This window comes from Bradyrhizobium sp. Ai1a-2 (assembly GCF_000426245.1).
GTDB lineage: Bacteria > Pseudomonadota > Alphaproteobacteria > Rhizobiales > Xanthobacteraceae > Bradyrhizobium.
In genome coordinates this window covers 26,382-41,287 of record NZ_AUEZ01000022.1, presented here as the reverse complement: position 1 = coordinate 41,287, position 14,906 = coordinate 26,382, and the positions used below count along the sequence as shown (strand labels likewise).

At 63.3% G+C, this 14,906-nt stretch carries 14 protein-coding genes; 6 read left to right on the top strand and 8 right to left on the bottom strand.

All coding sequences use genetic code 11. The annotated features are described in order from the left end of the window. Nucleotides 1–31: 31 nt before the first annotated feature. Nucleotides 32–1,306 carry an O-antigen ligase family protein gene (locus K288_RS0116855; protein WP_027580608.1) on the top strand — a complete coding sequence of 425 codons (1,275 nt, stop codon included), beginning with the start codon at nt 32–34 and terminating at the stop codon, nt 1,304–1,306. Here K288_RS0116855 and K288_RS0116850 read toward each other — a convergent pair. Further along, nucleotides 1,275–1,766 (bottom strand): MarR family transcriptional regulator, encoded by a 492-nt coding sequence (locus tag K288_RS0116850; RefSeq protein ID WP_244443164.1) that lies wholly within the window; start codon nt 1,764–1,766, stop codon nt 1,275–1,277. The genes K288_RS0116855 and K288_RS0116850 overlap by 32 nt on opposite strands. A gap of 123 nt (nt 1,767–1,889) precedes the next feature. On the opposite strand from K288_RS0116850, the gene K288_RS0116845 reads away from it, so the two are divergent. Further along, nucleotides 1,890–3,086, top strand: coding sequence for an FAD-dependent monooxygenase (locus K288_RS0116845; RefSeq protein ID WP_027580606.1), 1,197 nt, complete (start codon nt 1,890–1,892; stop codon nt 3,084–3,086). 98 nt (nt 3,087–3,184) lie between these two features. On the opposite strand, the gene K288_RS0116840 is transcribed toward K288_RS0116845, so the two are convergent. The 3 genes from K288_RS0116840 to K288_RS0116830 form a co-directional block, all read right to left on the bottom strand. Then, a complete protein-coding gene (locus K288_RS0116840; protein ID WP_027580605.1) occupies nt 3,185–4,360 on the bottom strand; it encodes a saccharopine dehydrogenase NADP-binding domain-containing protein in 1,176 nt (391 codons plus the stop codon). A gap of 125 nt (nt 4,361–4,485) precedes the next feature. Then, nucleotides 4,486–5,271 carry a DUF169 domain-containing protein gene (locus K288_RS0116835; protein ID WP_027580604.1) on the bottom strand — a complete coding sequence of 262 codons (786 nt, stop codon included), beginning with the start codon at nt 5,269–5,271 and terminating at the stop codon, nt 4,486–4,488. A gap of 66 nt (nt 5,272–5,337) precedes the next feature. Further along, nucleotides 5,338–7,011 (bottom strand): amidohydrolase family protein, encoded by a 1,674-nt coding sequence (locus tag K288_RS0116830; protein ID WP_084799630.1) that lies wholly within the window; start codon nt 7,009–7,011, stop codon nt 5,338–5,340. Between the two features lie 172 nt (nt 7,012–7,183). On the opposite strand from K288_RS0116830, the gene K288_RS45765 reads away from it, so the two are divergent. After that, the gene (locus K288_RS45765) at nt 7,184–8,866 is read left to right on the top strand and encodes a winged helix-turn-helix domain-containing protein (RefSeq protein ID WP_051334580.1); all 1,683 of its coding nucleotides are present in this window, start codon (nt 7,184–7,186) and stop codon (nt 8,864–8,866) included. A 21-nt stretch (nt 8,867–8,887) separates the two neighbouring features. On the opposite strand, the gene K288_RS0116820 is transcribed toward K288_RS45765, so the two are convergent. Then, nucleotides 8,888–9,427, bottom strand: a complete 540-nt coding sequence (locus K288_RS0116820) for a DUF488 family protein (protein ID WP_043160056.1) — start codon at nt 9,425–9,427, stop codon at nt 8,888–8,890. Nucleotides 9,428–9,527: 100 nt separating this feature from the next. On the opposite strand from K288_RS0116820, the gene K288_RS0116815 reads away from it, so the two are divergent. After that, a complete protein-coding gene (locus tag K288_RS0116815; RefSeq protein ID WP_027580601.1) occupies nt 9,528–9,743 on the top strand; it encodes a DUF2945 domain-containing protein in 216 nt (71 codons plus the stop codon). A gap of 136 nt (nt 9,744–9,879) precedes the next feature. Here K288_RS0116815 and K288_RS0116810 read toward each other — a convergent pair whose 3' ends face one another. Together K288_RS0116810 and K288_RS0116805 are read right to left on the bottom strand one after the other, a co-directional pair. Then, on the bottom strand, nt 9,880–10,314 hold the full coding sequence (locus K288_RS0116810; protein WP_027580600.1) for a hypothetical protein: 435 nt from the start codon (nt 10,312–10,314) through the stop codon (nt 9,880–9,882). A gap of 90 nt (nt 10,315–10,404) precedes the next feature. Then, on the bottom strand, nt 10,405–11,208 hold the full coding sequence (locus K288_RS0116805; RefSeq protein WP_027580599.1) for a YdcF family protein: 804 nt from the start codon (nt 11,206–11,208) through the stop codon (nt 10,405–10,407). A gap of 220 nt (nt 11,209–11,428) precedes the next feature. On the opposite strand from K288_RS0116805, the gene K288_RS0116800 reads away from it, so the two are divergent. Together K288_RS0116800 and K288_RS0116795 are read left to right on the top strand one after the other, a co-directional pair. After that, nucleotides 11,429–12,370: an acetamidase/formamidase family protein gene (locus tag K288_RS0116800; RefSeq protein WP_027580598.1), complete on the top strand. Its 942-nt coding sequence runs from the start codon at nt 11,429–11,431 to the stop codon at nt 12,368–12,370. A gap of 202 nt (nt 12,371–12,572) precedes the next feature. Then, nucleotides 12,573–14,411, top strand: coding sequence for an AMP-binding protein (locus K288_RS0116795; RefSeq protein ID WP_027580597.1), 1,839 nt, complete (start codon nt 12,573–12,575; stop codon nt 14,409–14,411). Here the strand turns inward: K288_RS0116795 and K288_RS0116790 are convergent. Next, complete coding sequence (locus tag K288_RS0116790; protein WP_027580596.1) at nt 14,406–14,753, bottom strand: GrlR family regulatory protein; 348 nt, start codon at nt 14,751–14,753, stop codon at nt 14,406–14,408. The genes K288_RS0116795 and K288_RS0116790 overlap by 6 nt on opposite strands. Between the last annotated feature and the right edge of the window lie 153 nt (nt 14,754–14,906).

Genomic DNA, 14,906 nt, shown 5'->3' with positions numbered 1-14,906 from the left:
GTGAAACAAGTCTGCGGACAGGCCGGCCGTGATGGCCTACGCCGCAACAGCCAGCACCACCTTCCCGCAAGCCACGGTTCCGCCGGGCGTGCTGGCGCTGCAGCGCGCGATGGTGTGGCTCGCAGGCGCTTCCGGCGCGATCGTCTTCATCGAGCCGAGCCCCTACGAATTGGTCACGCTGACGGCGGCAGTCATCTTCTTCGCCACGGGCATGCGGATGCGGCTCGCCTTCATGCCGCTGCTCCTGATGCTCGTCGTGCTCAATGTCGGCTACAGCATCGGCGCCATTCCGTTCCTGGACAGGCCGGAGGTCGCGACCTGGATCGCGACGTCCTGGTACATGGCAGTCACCGTGGTGTTCTTCGCCATGGTCGTCTCCGAAGATACCGAGGCGCGGCTCGACATGCTCCGGCGCGGCCTCGTCGTCGGCGGGATGATCGCATCGCTCGCGGCGGTCGGCGGCTATTTCCACCTCGTGCCCGGCGGCAACGATCTCCTGACCCTGTATGACCGCGCCCGCGGCACATTCAAGGACCCGAACGTGCTCGGCGCCTTCCTGATCCTGCCAGCGCTGTTCTCGTTGCAAAGCGTCGTCTCCGATCCTCCCGGCAAGGCGTTCCGCAACAGCATCGCCTTCGGCATCATGTCGCTCGCGATCCTGCTCGCGTTCTCGCGCGCGGCCTGGGGTGGCCTCGTGATCACCGCGGCCTTCATGCTGGCGCTGATGGTCTTGACCAGCCGCTCCCAGACGGAGCGCTCGCGCATCATTGTGATGGCGCTCGTTGCCGTCATCCTCGCGGTCGCGCTAATCGCGATCCTGCTGTCATTCGACTCGGTCGCGCAGATGTTCAAGCAGCGCGCAAGCTTCGACCAGAGCTATGACGAGGGCCGCTTCGGCCGGTTCGGGCGCCACATCCTCGGCGCCGAGATGGCGCTCGACCTGCCCTTCGGCATCGGCCCGCTGCAGTTTCACAACTACTTCCCCGAAGACACCCACAATTCCTACCTGAACGCGTTCATGTCAGGCGGCTGGATCTCCGGCGTCGTCTATCCGGCGCTGGTCTTCGTCACCGTGATCACGGGCTTCCGCTACGTCTTCCTGCCCGTGCCCTGGCAGCGGACCTATGTGGCGATCTTCTCGGCCTTCCTCGGCACCGTCGGCGAAAGCTTCATCATCGACACCGACCACTGGCGGCACTTCTGGATGATGCTGGGAGCGATGTGGGGCATGTATGCCGCCGCGTCGCGTTATCGCGCCGCTGCCGAACCGGCGCTCACCGCCGAGGCGGCCGCCCGCGCTTCTTAGCCGACTTGTCCTCGGGCGTATCGAGCAGCCCCTTGAGTTTCTCGGTTGCCTCCAGCACAGCCTTGTAGCCTTCGCTGGCGAAGCGCAGCAGCAATTGCAGCTCCGCTTCCGAATAAGTGCCCCAGAGGCGGTGCATCGCCTCCTGCATCGGAACGTAGTGGCGGCCGATCCTGGCGGTGTTCTCGGGCACAGTCACGATGAAGACCTTGCGGCGGTCGGTCTCATCGCGCTCGCGGCGCACGAAGCCGGCCTTCTCCAGGCGGTCGACCACGCCGGTGATGGCGCCGGTGGTGAGCCCGGTGACCTCCGCAAGCCGGCCCGCCGTCACGCGGCCTTCGAGGTTGAGGAAGTCGAGGCATTCGAGGTCGGAACCGGAAATTCCCGCCACGTTGGCAACGGCTTGCCCATACAGCACGCCCTGTGCGGACGACCGCCGCATCGCCTCTTCCAATTCCTGCATCAACGCCACGCGCGGTTTCGACCTTGACAAGGCTTCTCCTATCTCTTAGTAATTCGATATCTTAGATATTAAGATAATTAACTACTCACCTTTCCTAACGCACGCAACCGAACGGAGCAAGCCATGCCGCGCCGTCCCCGCAAGGCCCTGATCATTGGCGGCGGCATCGCCGGCCCTGTCGCTGCGATCTTCCTCAAGCGCGCCGGCTACGACGTCGAGGTCTACGAGGGCTGGCCGCATTCGAGCGGCATCGGCGGCGGCCTGCAGATTGCGCCGAACGGCATGCATGTGATGGCCGAGCTCGGCCTCGCCGACGAACTGATCCGTCAGGGTTCGATCGCCGAATCCTTCGATTTCTATTCGCAAGGAGGCAGGAAGCTCGGCTCGATCAACCGCAACATGGAGAAGCGCTTTGGCCAGCCGGCCGTCAATCTCCGTCGCGCCACGCTGCAGGAGATCCTCTTCAACAAGGCCTGGTGCTCGAATGCCGAGCTCTATTTCGAGAAGCGTCTAGTCAAGATCATCGACCGTCCTGACCAGCCGATCGTCGCCTACTTCGCCGACGGCACGACCGCCGAAGGCGATTTCCTGATCGGCGCCGACGGCGTGCACTCGAAGGTGCGGCGCCATGTTGTGCCCGACGGGCCAAAGCCATTCGACACCGGGCTGATCGGTTTCGGCGGCTTCGTACCTCGCTCGGTGCTCGAAGATAGATCGATCGGCGGCCGCGTCGAGACCACGTTCGGCCAAAGCGGCTTCTTCGGCTATGGCTTCTGCAGCTCCGATCCCGCCGACGGCGTGATGTGGTGGAGCACGCAGCCGTCGCACGGTGTCGACGCCGCCACGTTCCGCGCCATGGATCAAGGGGCGCTAAAACAGCATTTGCGCGACTTCCATCGAGGCTGGCACGATCCGATCCCGCGCATCATCGAGGCCGCCGAGAACATCGTGGTGACCGATACGCTCGATGTCGCGAGCCTGCCGACCTGGTCGCGCAAGCGCTCGCTCCTCATCGGCGACGCCGCCCATGCCACCAGCCCGCACGCCGGCCAGGGCGCTTCGCTGGCGCTGGAAGATGCGATGCGGCTCGGCAAGCTCATGCTGGACGGCCAGGAACTCGGCCTGACCTTCCAGAATTTCGAGCACGAGCGCCGGCCGCGCGCGGAAAAGATCGTCGCGATCGCCCGCCGCAACGGCAACAGCAAGCGCGAATTCAGCGCCGCGGGAGCGTGGCTGCGCGATCAGGTGCTCAGTCTGCTGCTGCCGGTGACATCGCGATGCATGGACTTCATGTACGTCTATGATCCGAAGACGGCATAAATTGTAGGGTGGGTAGAGCGAAGCGAAACCCACCATCGCCAGGCTTGCTCCGAAGCTGATGGGTTTCGCTTCGCTCTACCCATCCTACATTTGCAAACCTACTTCTCCACCGTAAACGTCAGGCCGGCGTGATCGACCAGCCGCTTGACGAGCTTGTCCTTCATCGCAGCACCCGGCGTCCAGATGCCGGCGGGAACATCCGACGCATCGCGCAGCAGGCAGATGGCGCATTCCGAGATCATCTTCGCTGTCGATCCATAGCCGGGATCGCGATCGCCCTTCACCGACGCTCGCACCTGACGGCCGTCGGGCGCAATCGCGACGTACAGCAGATCGTAGCGACCGTTCTCGCGTTCTTCCTTCGAGGGCCCCTCGCCCGGCTTTGGCGCGTTCGGACCGGTCTTCTCGGTGTTCGCGGCCATCACCAGCTTGGCGTTGGCTTCGCCTTTCTCGCCGGCACCGGTCAGCACCATCTCGTCGTAGATGAATTCCTTGCCGTAGGGGAAACCCATCAGCATGTTCGCGCGATGGACGTTACGCGTGTTGATCAACGCCATCATGAACGGCGCCGCCCATGACTGCAGGTCTTCCTCGTAGGCCGGCCTGTTGCCTTGCGGTTGTTTGGGGCCTTTGAATCCGGGTGTCAGCGCAAAGGGATCCTTCAGGATGGCCACGAGACTGAGATCCTTGGCAACAGCATCGAAGGTCGCCTTGGCGCTTGCCGCGGTGCCGCCCGAGAGCGTGCCGCTGAGGTCGCGCACGCGGCCTTTGACGCGCGATGCCGGCGTGCCGAACACGCGTTTGGCCTCCTCCTGCACGAAGAACGCGCCGAGCTCGAACGGCACCGAGTCGAAGCCGCAGGAAAACACGATGCGCGCCCCGCTCGCCTTCGCCGCAGCCTCGTGCTTGTCGATGACCTGCCGCATCCAGATCGGCTCACCGCAGAGATCGAAATAATCGACACCCGCTTCCACGCAAGCGGCGACCAGGTCGTTGCCATAGAGCTGATACGGGCCGACCGTGCTGATCACGGATTTCGCCTGCCCAACCATGGCTTTCAGCGACGCGACGTCGCTTGAATCGGCAACGATCAACGGCGTGTCCGCAGGCGCGCCGATGGCGTCGCGCACCGAGGCAAGCTTGTCCTTGCTGCGCCCGGCCATCGCCCATGTCAGGCCATCGCCCTTGTAATGCTCGGCGAGATATTCGGCGACGAGCTGGCCGGTGAAGCCGGTTGCGCCATAAACGACGATGTCGAACTTCGACGACATGATGATTTCCTTGAGACTTCTCGTCATTGCGAGGAGCGAAGCGACGAAGCAATCCATATCTCCGCGAGCGGCTGCATGGATTGCTTCGCTACGCTCGCAATGACGCTTTTGGCACCATTTCGCAATGACTATTTCTTCGCATACGACACGCCCATGCCGGCGCGTACGTCGGCCTGGATGCCGTAGGGCGCGATCGGATAGCGCAGGCCGTTCTTGGCAAGCTGCTTCATGCCGGCGATCGCCTTGGCGAGATCGGCCGGCGGCAACGCCATCAGCATCTCTTCGTCAGGCACGCCGCCATAGCGCCGCTCGGCGAAGCAAGGCAGCGACAGCGACGGCTCGCGCGTCTTCAACGCCCGTCCCCAGGAATCCGCGCAGGCGGTCTCGCCGACCACGCCCCATTCGAATTTCCTGTAGCCGGTATATTGGAGGCCGTTGATCAGGATGATCATCTGCCCCGGCGTCGCATAGACGAGGCAGATATCGGGCGGGTTCAGCCGGCCGCTGGAGAGCGGGCTTGCCACGAATGCCTTGTACTGGCCATAGGGCACCACATCGAGCGCCTCCTGGCGCTTGCGCGCATCTTCCGCGGTGCCATGCCAGACCCCGACATAGGATTCGCCCGCCAGCCATTTCTCGTCCTGTGGCCCGAGCCCGATAACGGCCCGGCATTGCGCGCCGACGAGATCGTCGGCGGTGACGCCGACCGTCCAGCCGAGCCGCGAGGCCATACTCACGATCTGGTCGGTGGTGTGGACCGCGGTCGGACGCCGGATCTTCGGGATCGCCATCATGTCCTCGACGCGCTCGAACAGTTTCAGGCCGATCACGGTGGTCTTCAGCCGGAGCAGGTTGTTGAGATCGGCCACCATCGTGGCCGGATCTAACTGTTCCGGCGGTGTTTGCTGTTGCATGGCATGAGTTCCCGGGCTTGTTTTGCCCGATCATAGCCCGATCGACAGCCGGTTGCGACCCGCGAACTAGTTCGCCGATGCGAACATCGCATCCGCGAAGATCACTTCGCCATCCACGATGGTCAACAGGCTGGTCGTGGCCGGCAGTTGCTGCGTTGGCGCCGTCAACACGTCCTGGGAGAGCACGGCTATGTCGGCGGCAAAACCGGGCGCAAGCCGTCCCTTGCGCCGCTCTTCACCTTCGGCATATGCGCCGCCGGCGGTGTAAGCCGTAAGAGCCTGTTCGCGTGTCAGAGCCTCGGTGGGTTCGTTCGAAACCAGCACGGCAAGCATCAAATTCAGAAAGGGGTTCTGCTCGTTCGGGCCGCCGTCGGAGCCGAGCGCCAACGGAATGCCCGCGTTGCCAAGGCTCTTCAGCACCATGTCGTGCTCGTGCAATTTCTTCCCAGCTACGGGCGGGATTGCAAGATGGGTCGGATTCTGGATGACGACGAGGCCGAGGCCTGCAACGCGTTCGAACGCGTCACGTCCGATGCCGTCGCCATGTTCGATCCGCACGCGCTTCGACCGCCACGCCGAGGCGGGCGCCAGTTGCTCCATCATACTCAGCAGGCGATCGGTTTGCGCGTCTCCGACGACGTGCAGTGCGAGTTGCGTCGGCCGCGCCAAGGCAAGCTGCAAGATTTCGCGTAATTGGTCGTCGGAAAAGTTCGACCGCCCGTTCCATCCGGGACGGCCGTCGTAGGCTGCGCGCTGCAACGAATTCTGTTCAATGGGGGTGCCGTCGAGCATCCACTTCGGTCCTTCGACACGCACCTTGGCCGGCGTCCGCTTGGCCGCAGCGTCAATCACGGCCCAGGCGTCGGGAATGCGCTGTGCCGTTGTCTGCCAGGTGCCCCATGAATAGACCGTCCATTTCTGCTGCGGCTTTGCTGCGGCGAGCCCGGCGAGCGTCACCTCCAGCGACTTGTCGTTATTCATCAGGTGAATCGACGTGACTCCCCAGCGTGCGTAACGCTTTTGCGCCTCGCCGAAGACTGCAGCCAGGCCTTCGGCAGTGGCGGGACGGATGCGCGGTGTGATCGTCTCGGCCGCCTCATAGGCCCGCCCGTCGAGCCGGCCGCTTTCGTCCCGCCCCCACCATCCGCCCAGGGGATCGGCGATGTCTTCGGCGATCCCGAGCCGCCGAAGGCCTTCGCTGTTGACAATGCTGGTGTGTCCCCAAAATCCTCGCAGAAACACCGGCGTTTCCAGCGCCACGGCATCCAGCGCCTTACGCCAGTTGCGGCGATCGCGCCCAATGAGCGGGCCGACATAGGCTGTGATCCAGTCTTTGCGCGTCTTGGCCGCCTGCTCCACCGCAGCCAGGGCCTGCTCGGGCGTCGGGCCGGGAAACGGCAGGTTCGGCATGGCCAGCGGCGGTGTCGGCAGTTCGGTTCCGAGATGGACATGCGCTTCGATCAGCCCGGGGGTGACCAGCCGGCCACCCGCGTCGATGACCCGCGTGCTCGGTCCGCGGAGCGCATGCACCTGCTCGTTGCTGCCAACCGCGAGGATACGGCCGCCTTCGACCGCGACGGCCTCGGCGTAGGGCAGCGCGGGATCGGCGGTGAAAACCTTGGCGTTGACCAGAAGCAGTTGCGGCTCGGCGAGAGCGGCTGAGCCGACAAGGAGCGCCGCAGCGATCTCCACGCACCCCACAAAGTAGCCGATCCGGCCACGGACACCTGTCATCCTCATGATAGCCCTCCCCTGCCATAGTGGCGCGGACCTCTGACCGCGCGGATGGCCATTTTTGTCGCCGCAACCCTTGCGCGTCCTGAAGGAACGCTGAAGAATTGCCGATGCAGCGCTGAAAACGCGGACTCTGCGGCGGTAGCGGCTGAAATCGGCCCGGAGGGGCAGGATCTGGATGTCGGCGGATCGGTACCTGATCGGTGAAGCGACGCTCGACCTCTCGCTCGGCCATCTGTGCCGCAATGGCGCCGAGATTCCATTGCGGCCCAAGAGCTTTGCCCTGCTGCAATATCTGGTCACCCACGCCGGCCGCCTCGTCACCAAGGACGAGTTGCTGTCAAAAATCTGGCCCGGCGTCGTCGTGACCGAGGACTCGCTGACCCGCTGCGTGAGCGAGGTCCGGGCCGCGCTTGGGGACACCGACCAGACGATGATCAAGACCGTGTCGCGACGCGGCTACGCCTATGTCGGACCCGTGACGAGACTGGACGATAATCCGGTCGTCTCGGTATCTGTCGAAACGCCGGCTCCCGAGAAGCATGACGTCAGGAGACGGCGATGGACGCCCGCGCTGCTGTCGATGGTCGCCATTTTCGCGCTGGCCGGCGGAGCCTGGTACGGCATGCGCTGGTGGCAGCAGACGAGCGTCCCGCCGCGCCTGTCGCTGGTGGTGCTCCCTTTCGCCAATCTGAACGGCGATCCAGCCCAGGACTATCTCGGCGATGTCGTCACAGAAGACCTCACGAGCGCATTGTCGCGGCTGCGCGGCTCGACCGTCATCTCCGCCGGCAGTGCGCTCAGCCTGAAGGGCAAAGTCGTCGACATCAAGCAAATCGGTCGCGAGCTTGGCGTGCGCTACGCGCTCGAGGGCAGCGTGCTACGAAGCGATGGATCGCTGCGCATCAACGCGAGGCTGGTCGATACGCAGGCCCTGTCCACACTCTGGTCGGATCGTTTTGACGTCAATCGTGCCGATCTGCTGCGGACGCAGGATGAAATCGTCGCGCGGCTCGCCAGTGCGCTTCAGGGCGAACTGATGCAAGCGGAGGTCAGTCGTTCCCCGAGCGATGCGGCGTCGAATGTCGACGCCGAGGATCTGGCGATGCAGTGCGAGGCCTCCGCCTATCGCCTCACTGGCGAAGTCACGACCCCTCGCCTCGATCTCTGCGAACGCGCGCTTCGCATCGATCCCCGCAACGTCCGGGCGCTGGTCCGGCTGGCGACCTATTATGGTTCGCGCGTGTCGCGCGTGCAAAGTCCCGACCGGGAGGCTGATCTGGAGCAGGCCAATACGCTGGTGTCGCGGGCGCTCGAGGTCGATCCCGGCTATTATGCGGCACACTGCGCCAAAGCCACCGTACTCGAAGGCAGACGCCGCGTCAGCGACGCTGTCGCCGCCGCCGAACGCTGTTTGGCGCTGAACCCGAGTTCGGTCGACGCTTACAGGGCTCTCGCAGTTCTCAACTTCTTCCTTGCCCGGCCTGAACAGATACTCGCCTATGTCGACCGTGGAACGCGTCTCAGCCCGCGCGATCCCGCAACGCCAATATTCCTGCTGTTCAAGGGCTTGGCGTACTTCCAGATGGGCCAGGACGACGAGGCCCTCGTATGGTTGCGCCGCGCGGCTGCCGCTTCTCCGGAGACGCCGATCATCCTTGCTGCTCTGGCCTCACAGCTCGCTCTGGCCGGGCAAGATGCCGAAGCACGCGCGACGCTGGCGCGATATCTCTCGCTCCCGGCTACGTGGACACGGACCGTGGCGCAGTGGGACTACGTCCCCGATGACAATCCCGCGTTCGCGCAATTTCATCAGCGGTTCAGGAGCGGGCTGCACAAGGCCGGAATGCCGCAAGAGTGAACGCGCCATTGCATGACATCACTACGGCGGATAGACGAGTGATACGCCATGCTCGCGCGCCGCGGCGGTCATGCTGGCAATTTCAGCGCGCGCCGGTCCCATCAAGTGGAAGACATCTCGTCCGTGGTAGAGAAGGTAATCCGCCACGAACCGTCGATGGCAACGCCACCAGACGGCTTCCGAGCACATGATCGCGCATCTCCGCCCCAAGCTCAATTGCTCGAGTTGCGATAAGCCCCTGCGAAACTCGTCAGAGAGCGCGTAGTCCGCATAGTTGTGGAAACTCTGGTTGATCCAGAAGCTATTGACTTCGGGTGGTACCGTTTTCGATTTCGCTCGTCGGCCGCCGAGTTCCTCGATCCAGATATAACCGATCTGCCAAGCCGAAAGTGCCTCAGGTAGCTTGTCGATATTGAACTGCGGGTTGGTTCGTGACCGCGGGAAGCTACGGATATCAACGACCATCCCGACTGAACCGACTTTCAGGAGCTCGACGAATTCGCCGATGCTGCGCGTCGCGTGACCGACCGTGTAGATGGGATTGATTTCGATCGGCATCATGCAAATGGAGATCGGACGGCGTTGCTTCACACGATGAAGATAGACCGTTAGAATGCGTTTGGTAGTGGCCTGTACTGTTCGCTAGACAAGGAGGCTGCGAATGGCTGAACGATTCAAGGTCGGCGATCGAGTCCGGTGGAACTCGGAAGCTGGGCATGTCAGCGGCACGATCATCCGGGTTCATGTCAAGGATTTCAATTACAAGGGCTATACGCATCACGCGAGCCCGGAATCACCGCAGTACGAGATCAAGAGCAGCAAGACGGACCATATTGCCGCTCATAAGGGCGAGGCGCTTACCAAGCTCTCTGAGTAAGCGGCCTCGGGAACGACCGAGACAATGATCTCGATCGAGACTGAATTAGTATTCGGCGCGGTATGGAAGCTTCTTTGGCATCGCAACAGTATCGACGACGATCTGCAGGTTAAGGAGAATGCTCCAGATCCATATTTTAGCTGTCCTCGGCCAATTTTTGGCTGTCGTGGTAGGCCTGCAATATGCCTGAGCGTCGCTCTTCCTGAGCGGCATGGATAATGATCGTTTCGCTCAGTTCGATGTGGGGGTGAAAGGCCCAATTGCCGCCAAACCACAGCGCTTCTGACAAAGGTTCGTTGTCATGCCAGATGGTCATCACAAGGCGGTCATCTGGAATGTCGCCGAAGTTGAACGCATCGAGATTCGCCCAGTCAACGCTATCGTGCCATGCCTCGCAATCAATGCCCCACGCGACGACATAGAGGCACCCGACTTCTATAAGCCATGTCGAGATCTGGTTCCGCCACGCTTCGCTGACCGCCTCGTCGGCAATAATGATTGCTCGAAACGGCCTCGACGCAAATTCGGGTGGCGGTTGCTCCGGGCGAAGATGCAGGTATTCAGGCTCCATTGGGTAAAGCCTATCCTTATCGTGACTAGATGCAAGCGGACGACCGCTTTCCATCAATCTCACACTCATTCCGATTTATGGGTTCACGCCCTAGTCGGTCGACGGCCCCGGCAGCAACGTGTCGGTTCGGCCTACCGCGCGATAGGCGATCAGGCCCATCCACTCGCGCACCGCAAGATCGGTTCGCGACAATCCATCGAGCGCGGTGTTGGTGAACCAGAAGATGTCGTCGCCTGTTCCGACTCGCCAGTCGACCGGATAAGGCTCGACCGGAAATCCTACTTTCCGGAACAGCCCAACGGATCGCGGCATGTGGAACGCCGAAGTCACCAGGAGCCAGCGCTCGCCCGGTTTCGGGGCCACCAGTGCCTTGGAGAATTCGGCGTTCTCCCACGTGTTGCGCGATTGCCGCTCCATGGTCAGCCGCGATTTCGCGATGCCGAGGCTTTCGAAGATCTCCACCACGTAATCGGCCTCTTTGGCATCATTGGAAATCAGGTTGGCGCTACCGCCGGAAAACACCACGCGGGCATTCGGATATTTTCGCGCAAGCTCGGCCGCGGCGATGATGCGGTCGGCTGCGTTACGCACGATCGGCGTATTGTGCGAGGCCGAAACGTCGGAATCGACCGAACCGCCAAGCACGATGATGCCATCGGGCGTGCCTTCCGCCGGATTCCACGGCGGAAAGCGTGACTCCAGCGGGTAGAGCAGCAGGTTTCCGAGCGGCGAGAACCCAGCCACGACAAGCAGCACCATGACTGCGACCAGAAGCTTGCGGCCAAACGCGGCAAACCGCGTCGCGAGCAGGATCGCGCCGAGCACTCCGATGCCGATCAGGAAATTGGCCGGAAGCAGCATGATGCCGAGCGTCTTCGACAGCACAAAAAACACCCGCGGCGGCCTCCGATCCGTTCAAGCTGGGAAGCGCCATAGCAGCAAACGGACCGGCATTCTACCTGGAGCTACGGTGATTGAATCAGAACCGAAGCTCTGGATTTTTTACGCGTTTTCTACGCAGATAAGTCAAAGCAATCTGTATAAGCTCGATTGCTGCGCGAACCGGTGTCCGCTTCGCTCGACAACGCTGTACATACCCTGCCCGAGAAATCCCATGACACATCATCATCTTCCCGCGAGCCCCGAGACCTGCCACTGGGGCTTTTTCGAAGCAAAACTGAAGCCGGTGCTCGCGATCAAGAGCGGCGACGAGGTCACCATCGACTCCGTCAGCGGCAGCCCCGACGTGGTACCCGACCGGGCCAAGTTTCACATTCCGCCGGAGCTTGCGGAAATCCATGCGAAGTCCGAACGGATGCTGCCGGGTCACATCCTCACCGGCCCGATCGCGGTCGAGGGTGCCGAGCCCGGCGACGTGCTGGAGGTCGATATCCTCGATGTCAGCCTGCGGCAGGACTGGGGCTACAACCTGATCCGACCGCTCTCCGGCACCCTGACCGATGATTTCCATGAACCGCGCATCCTCAACATCCCGCTCGACCACGAGCGCATGGTCGGCCACCTGCCCTGGGGATTGCAGCTGCCGCTAAAGCCGTTCTTCGGCGTGATGGGCGTGGCGCCGCCGCCGGCCTGGGGCCGCATCACCTCGCTGATCCCGCGCGCGATGGGCGGCAATCTCGACAACAAGGAGCTCGGGCCGGGCGCAAAACTCTATTTGCCGGTGTTCGTGCCCGGCGCGCTGTTCTCCTGTGGCGACGGTCACGGCGTGCAGGGCGACGGTGAGGTCTGCGTCACCGCGATCGAGACCGCGCTGCAGGGTCGCTTCAAATTGACGCTGCGCAAGGACCTGCGGCTCAACTATCCCCGCGCCGAGACCGCCGATCACTACATGACGATGGCGATGGACCCGGACCTCGACCAATGCGTGGTGCGCGCGCTGCGTGACATGATCGCGCTGCTGGGCGAAAAGCGGAATCTGTCGCGCGAGGACGCGTACACGCTGTGCAGCCTCGCCGCCGATCTGCGGGTAACGCAAACCGTGAACGGCTCGAAAGGGATCCACTGCATGATCGCAAAGGCGATCGTGCACGGCTGACCTGCCGCCGCCATTCCGGGACGCACGAAAATGCGAGCCCGGAATCGCCAGCGTGCTCCGTTTCGTGACCGCGGCATTTCCGGATTCGATGCTACGCTCAGTCCGGGAATGACCGATTGCCGCACTTGTGCTTCGCAAGCTGCGCTCGATAGTATTGGCCCGATACAATCAAACAACGAAAACAAGAACGGCAGGGAGACACATGCTGAAAGAGAGACTAGCGCCGGCGGAAGAAGCCGCCCGCGAGCAGGAAATGCGGCAGGACCTTGCCGCCTGCCCACGCATCCTCGATCTGATCGCCCGCGGTCCGCTCGGCGATCCCAATGCGGAAGGCGTCATCTATCTGCGCTCGCCCCTCGATCCCAATCCGGTCACCCTCTCGAACGATCAGCTCATGGGCTCGATCAAGGCGGCGGAAAACTTCTTCCGCCGTGAAGGCATCGGCAAGGACGATGCGATCGCGATCCTGCTCCCGAGCTGCCCCGCCGCGATTGCCGCGATCTGGGGCGCGGCGGCCTGCGGCATCGCCGAGCCGCTCAATCTCCTGTTCACGCGTGAAGCCATCATCGCCCAGCTCAATGCGGTGCAAGCAAAACTGTTGCTGGCGCCGCCACCGGGCATGCCGGGCGGACTTTACGAGAAGATCGAGGGCCTGCAGCGCGACGTACCCACGCTGAAGCGCATCGTGATCGTGCCGCTCGACGGCACCATTTCGTTCGATGGCGAAATCCTGCAGCCCGATCCGGCCTGGCGTGACGATTACGGCCGGTCGAAGGATGTATCCGAGGCCGACCGCGTCGCCGTGATGCTGCCGACCGGCGGCACCACCGGCCATCCCAAGGTGGCGCGGCTCACCAATCGCGCGATGGTCGCCTCCTCTGTCTCTTCGCGCATGGCGCTCGACTTCCGAAAGGGCGAGCGCTGCACGATCACGCTGCCGCTGTTCCATGTCGGCGGCCTGTTCTGCACGGTGGCGAACTGCCTGTCCGCCGGCGCGACCATGTTCATCCCCGGCCCCGCCGGCCCGCGCGATCCGGCGTTGATCACGAATTTCTGGAAGATCGTCGAGAAGTACCGCGTCAACATCAACGGCAATGTGCCGACGGCGCTCGGCGCCATCGCCAGCGTTCCGGTCGGAGACGCCGACATCTCGTCGCTGCGCGTGACCGCCACCGGCGCGTCGATCTGCCCGCTGGAGATCGAGCGCCGCTATCTGGCGACCTGGGGCGGTCCCTGCATCCAGCAGCTCTACGGCATGACCGAGCTTGCCGGCGCCATCACCCATGACGTCCACGGCATCAAGCCGCGTCCCGAAGCCGTCGGCACCCGCAATCCGCTGGTCGAGCTTGCGATCCTCGCGGGCGGCAAGCTGCACACCGGTCCGTGGCCTTCGCCGGTCGGCGAACTGCTGACCCGCGGGCCGCAGGTCTTCGCGGGTTACGTCGACAAGAAACAGACAGAGGATGCGTTCTACGACGGCTGGCTGCGCACCGGCGATATCTGCCGGATCGACGCCGACGGCTTCGTCTACATCATGGGCCGCGCCAAGGACGTCATCATCCGCGGCGGCCACAATATCGATCCGCGGTCCATCGAGGACGCGGCGTTGCAATTTCCGGGCGTCGCGCTCGCAGCAGCCGTCGGACGCCCCGACGCTTACGCCGGCGAGGTGCCGATGCTGTTCGTCTCGACCCAGCCCGGCGTCCAGATCGATCCGCAGGCACTCGCCGCGTTCGTGCAGGAGAATATTCCGGAGCCACCGGCGCGGCCACGCTCGGTCTCGGTGATCTCGGAAATGCCGGTGACACCGGTCGGCAAGATCTTCAAGCCGAAGCTGCGCGAGATCGCTGCCGGAGACGCCGCGCGCGAATTGCTTGCCACGGAAGGTCTCGCCAGAGAGGTGAACGTGGAAGCGATCACCGATCCAGCGCGTGGGCTGTATCTGCGCGTCAACGCCGCGCCCGACAAGGCGGAGACGGCCGGCCGCCTGCTGCAGAAATTCCCTGTCAAGGTCGAGGTCAAGGCGTCCCCGACCTCATAATTTCGAGCGCAGCATCAGCCTAGCAACGAACATGACGCTGGTTTTTCCGACCAGCGCCGTCCCGCTCACCTGCGCCGTGTCGGCCGAATAGAGGCCAGTAAAGCCGCAGGTCACATCGCGCCCGCCGAACAACGGCAGCACGCCGGCAGACTTGGTGTGCTCGCTGGTGGTGAGCTCGCCGCGCCATTTGCCGCGATCGCCGCTGTAGGAGCCTGAGTAGTAGAAATACGAATCTCCGCCCGCGATCTTGCCGTCGTGCAGCACGATGACGCCGTTGGCGCGGCCCTGCCCGCCCTCGGTCATCTCGATCTGGATGGTGTAGAGCCCGTTCGTTACCGTCATCGCGCCCGCATTCCCACTGCATCATCGTCGGCCCGGGCGACCGGAAGCAATCCCATAAATCGGAGATTCCATGCGCGTTTCGCCGCGCCCTCAGCGCCCGCGCTCTGGGCGATGTACACCGGCTGCGCGCGTTATCCCCAGGGCCGTCTGAAA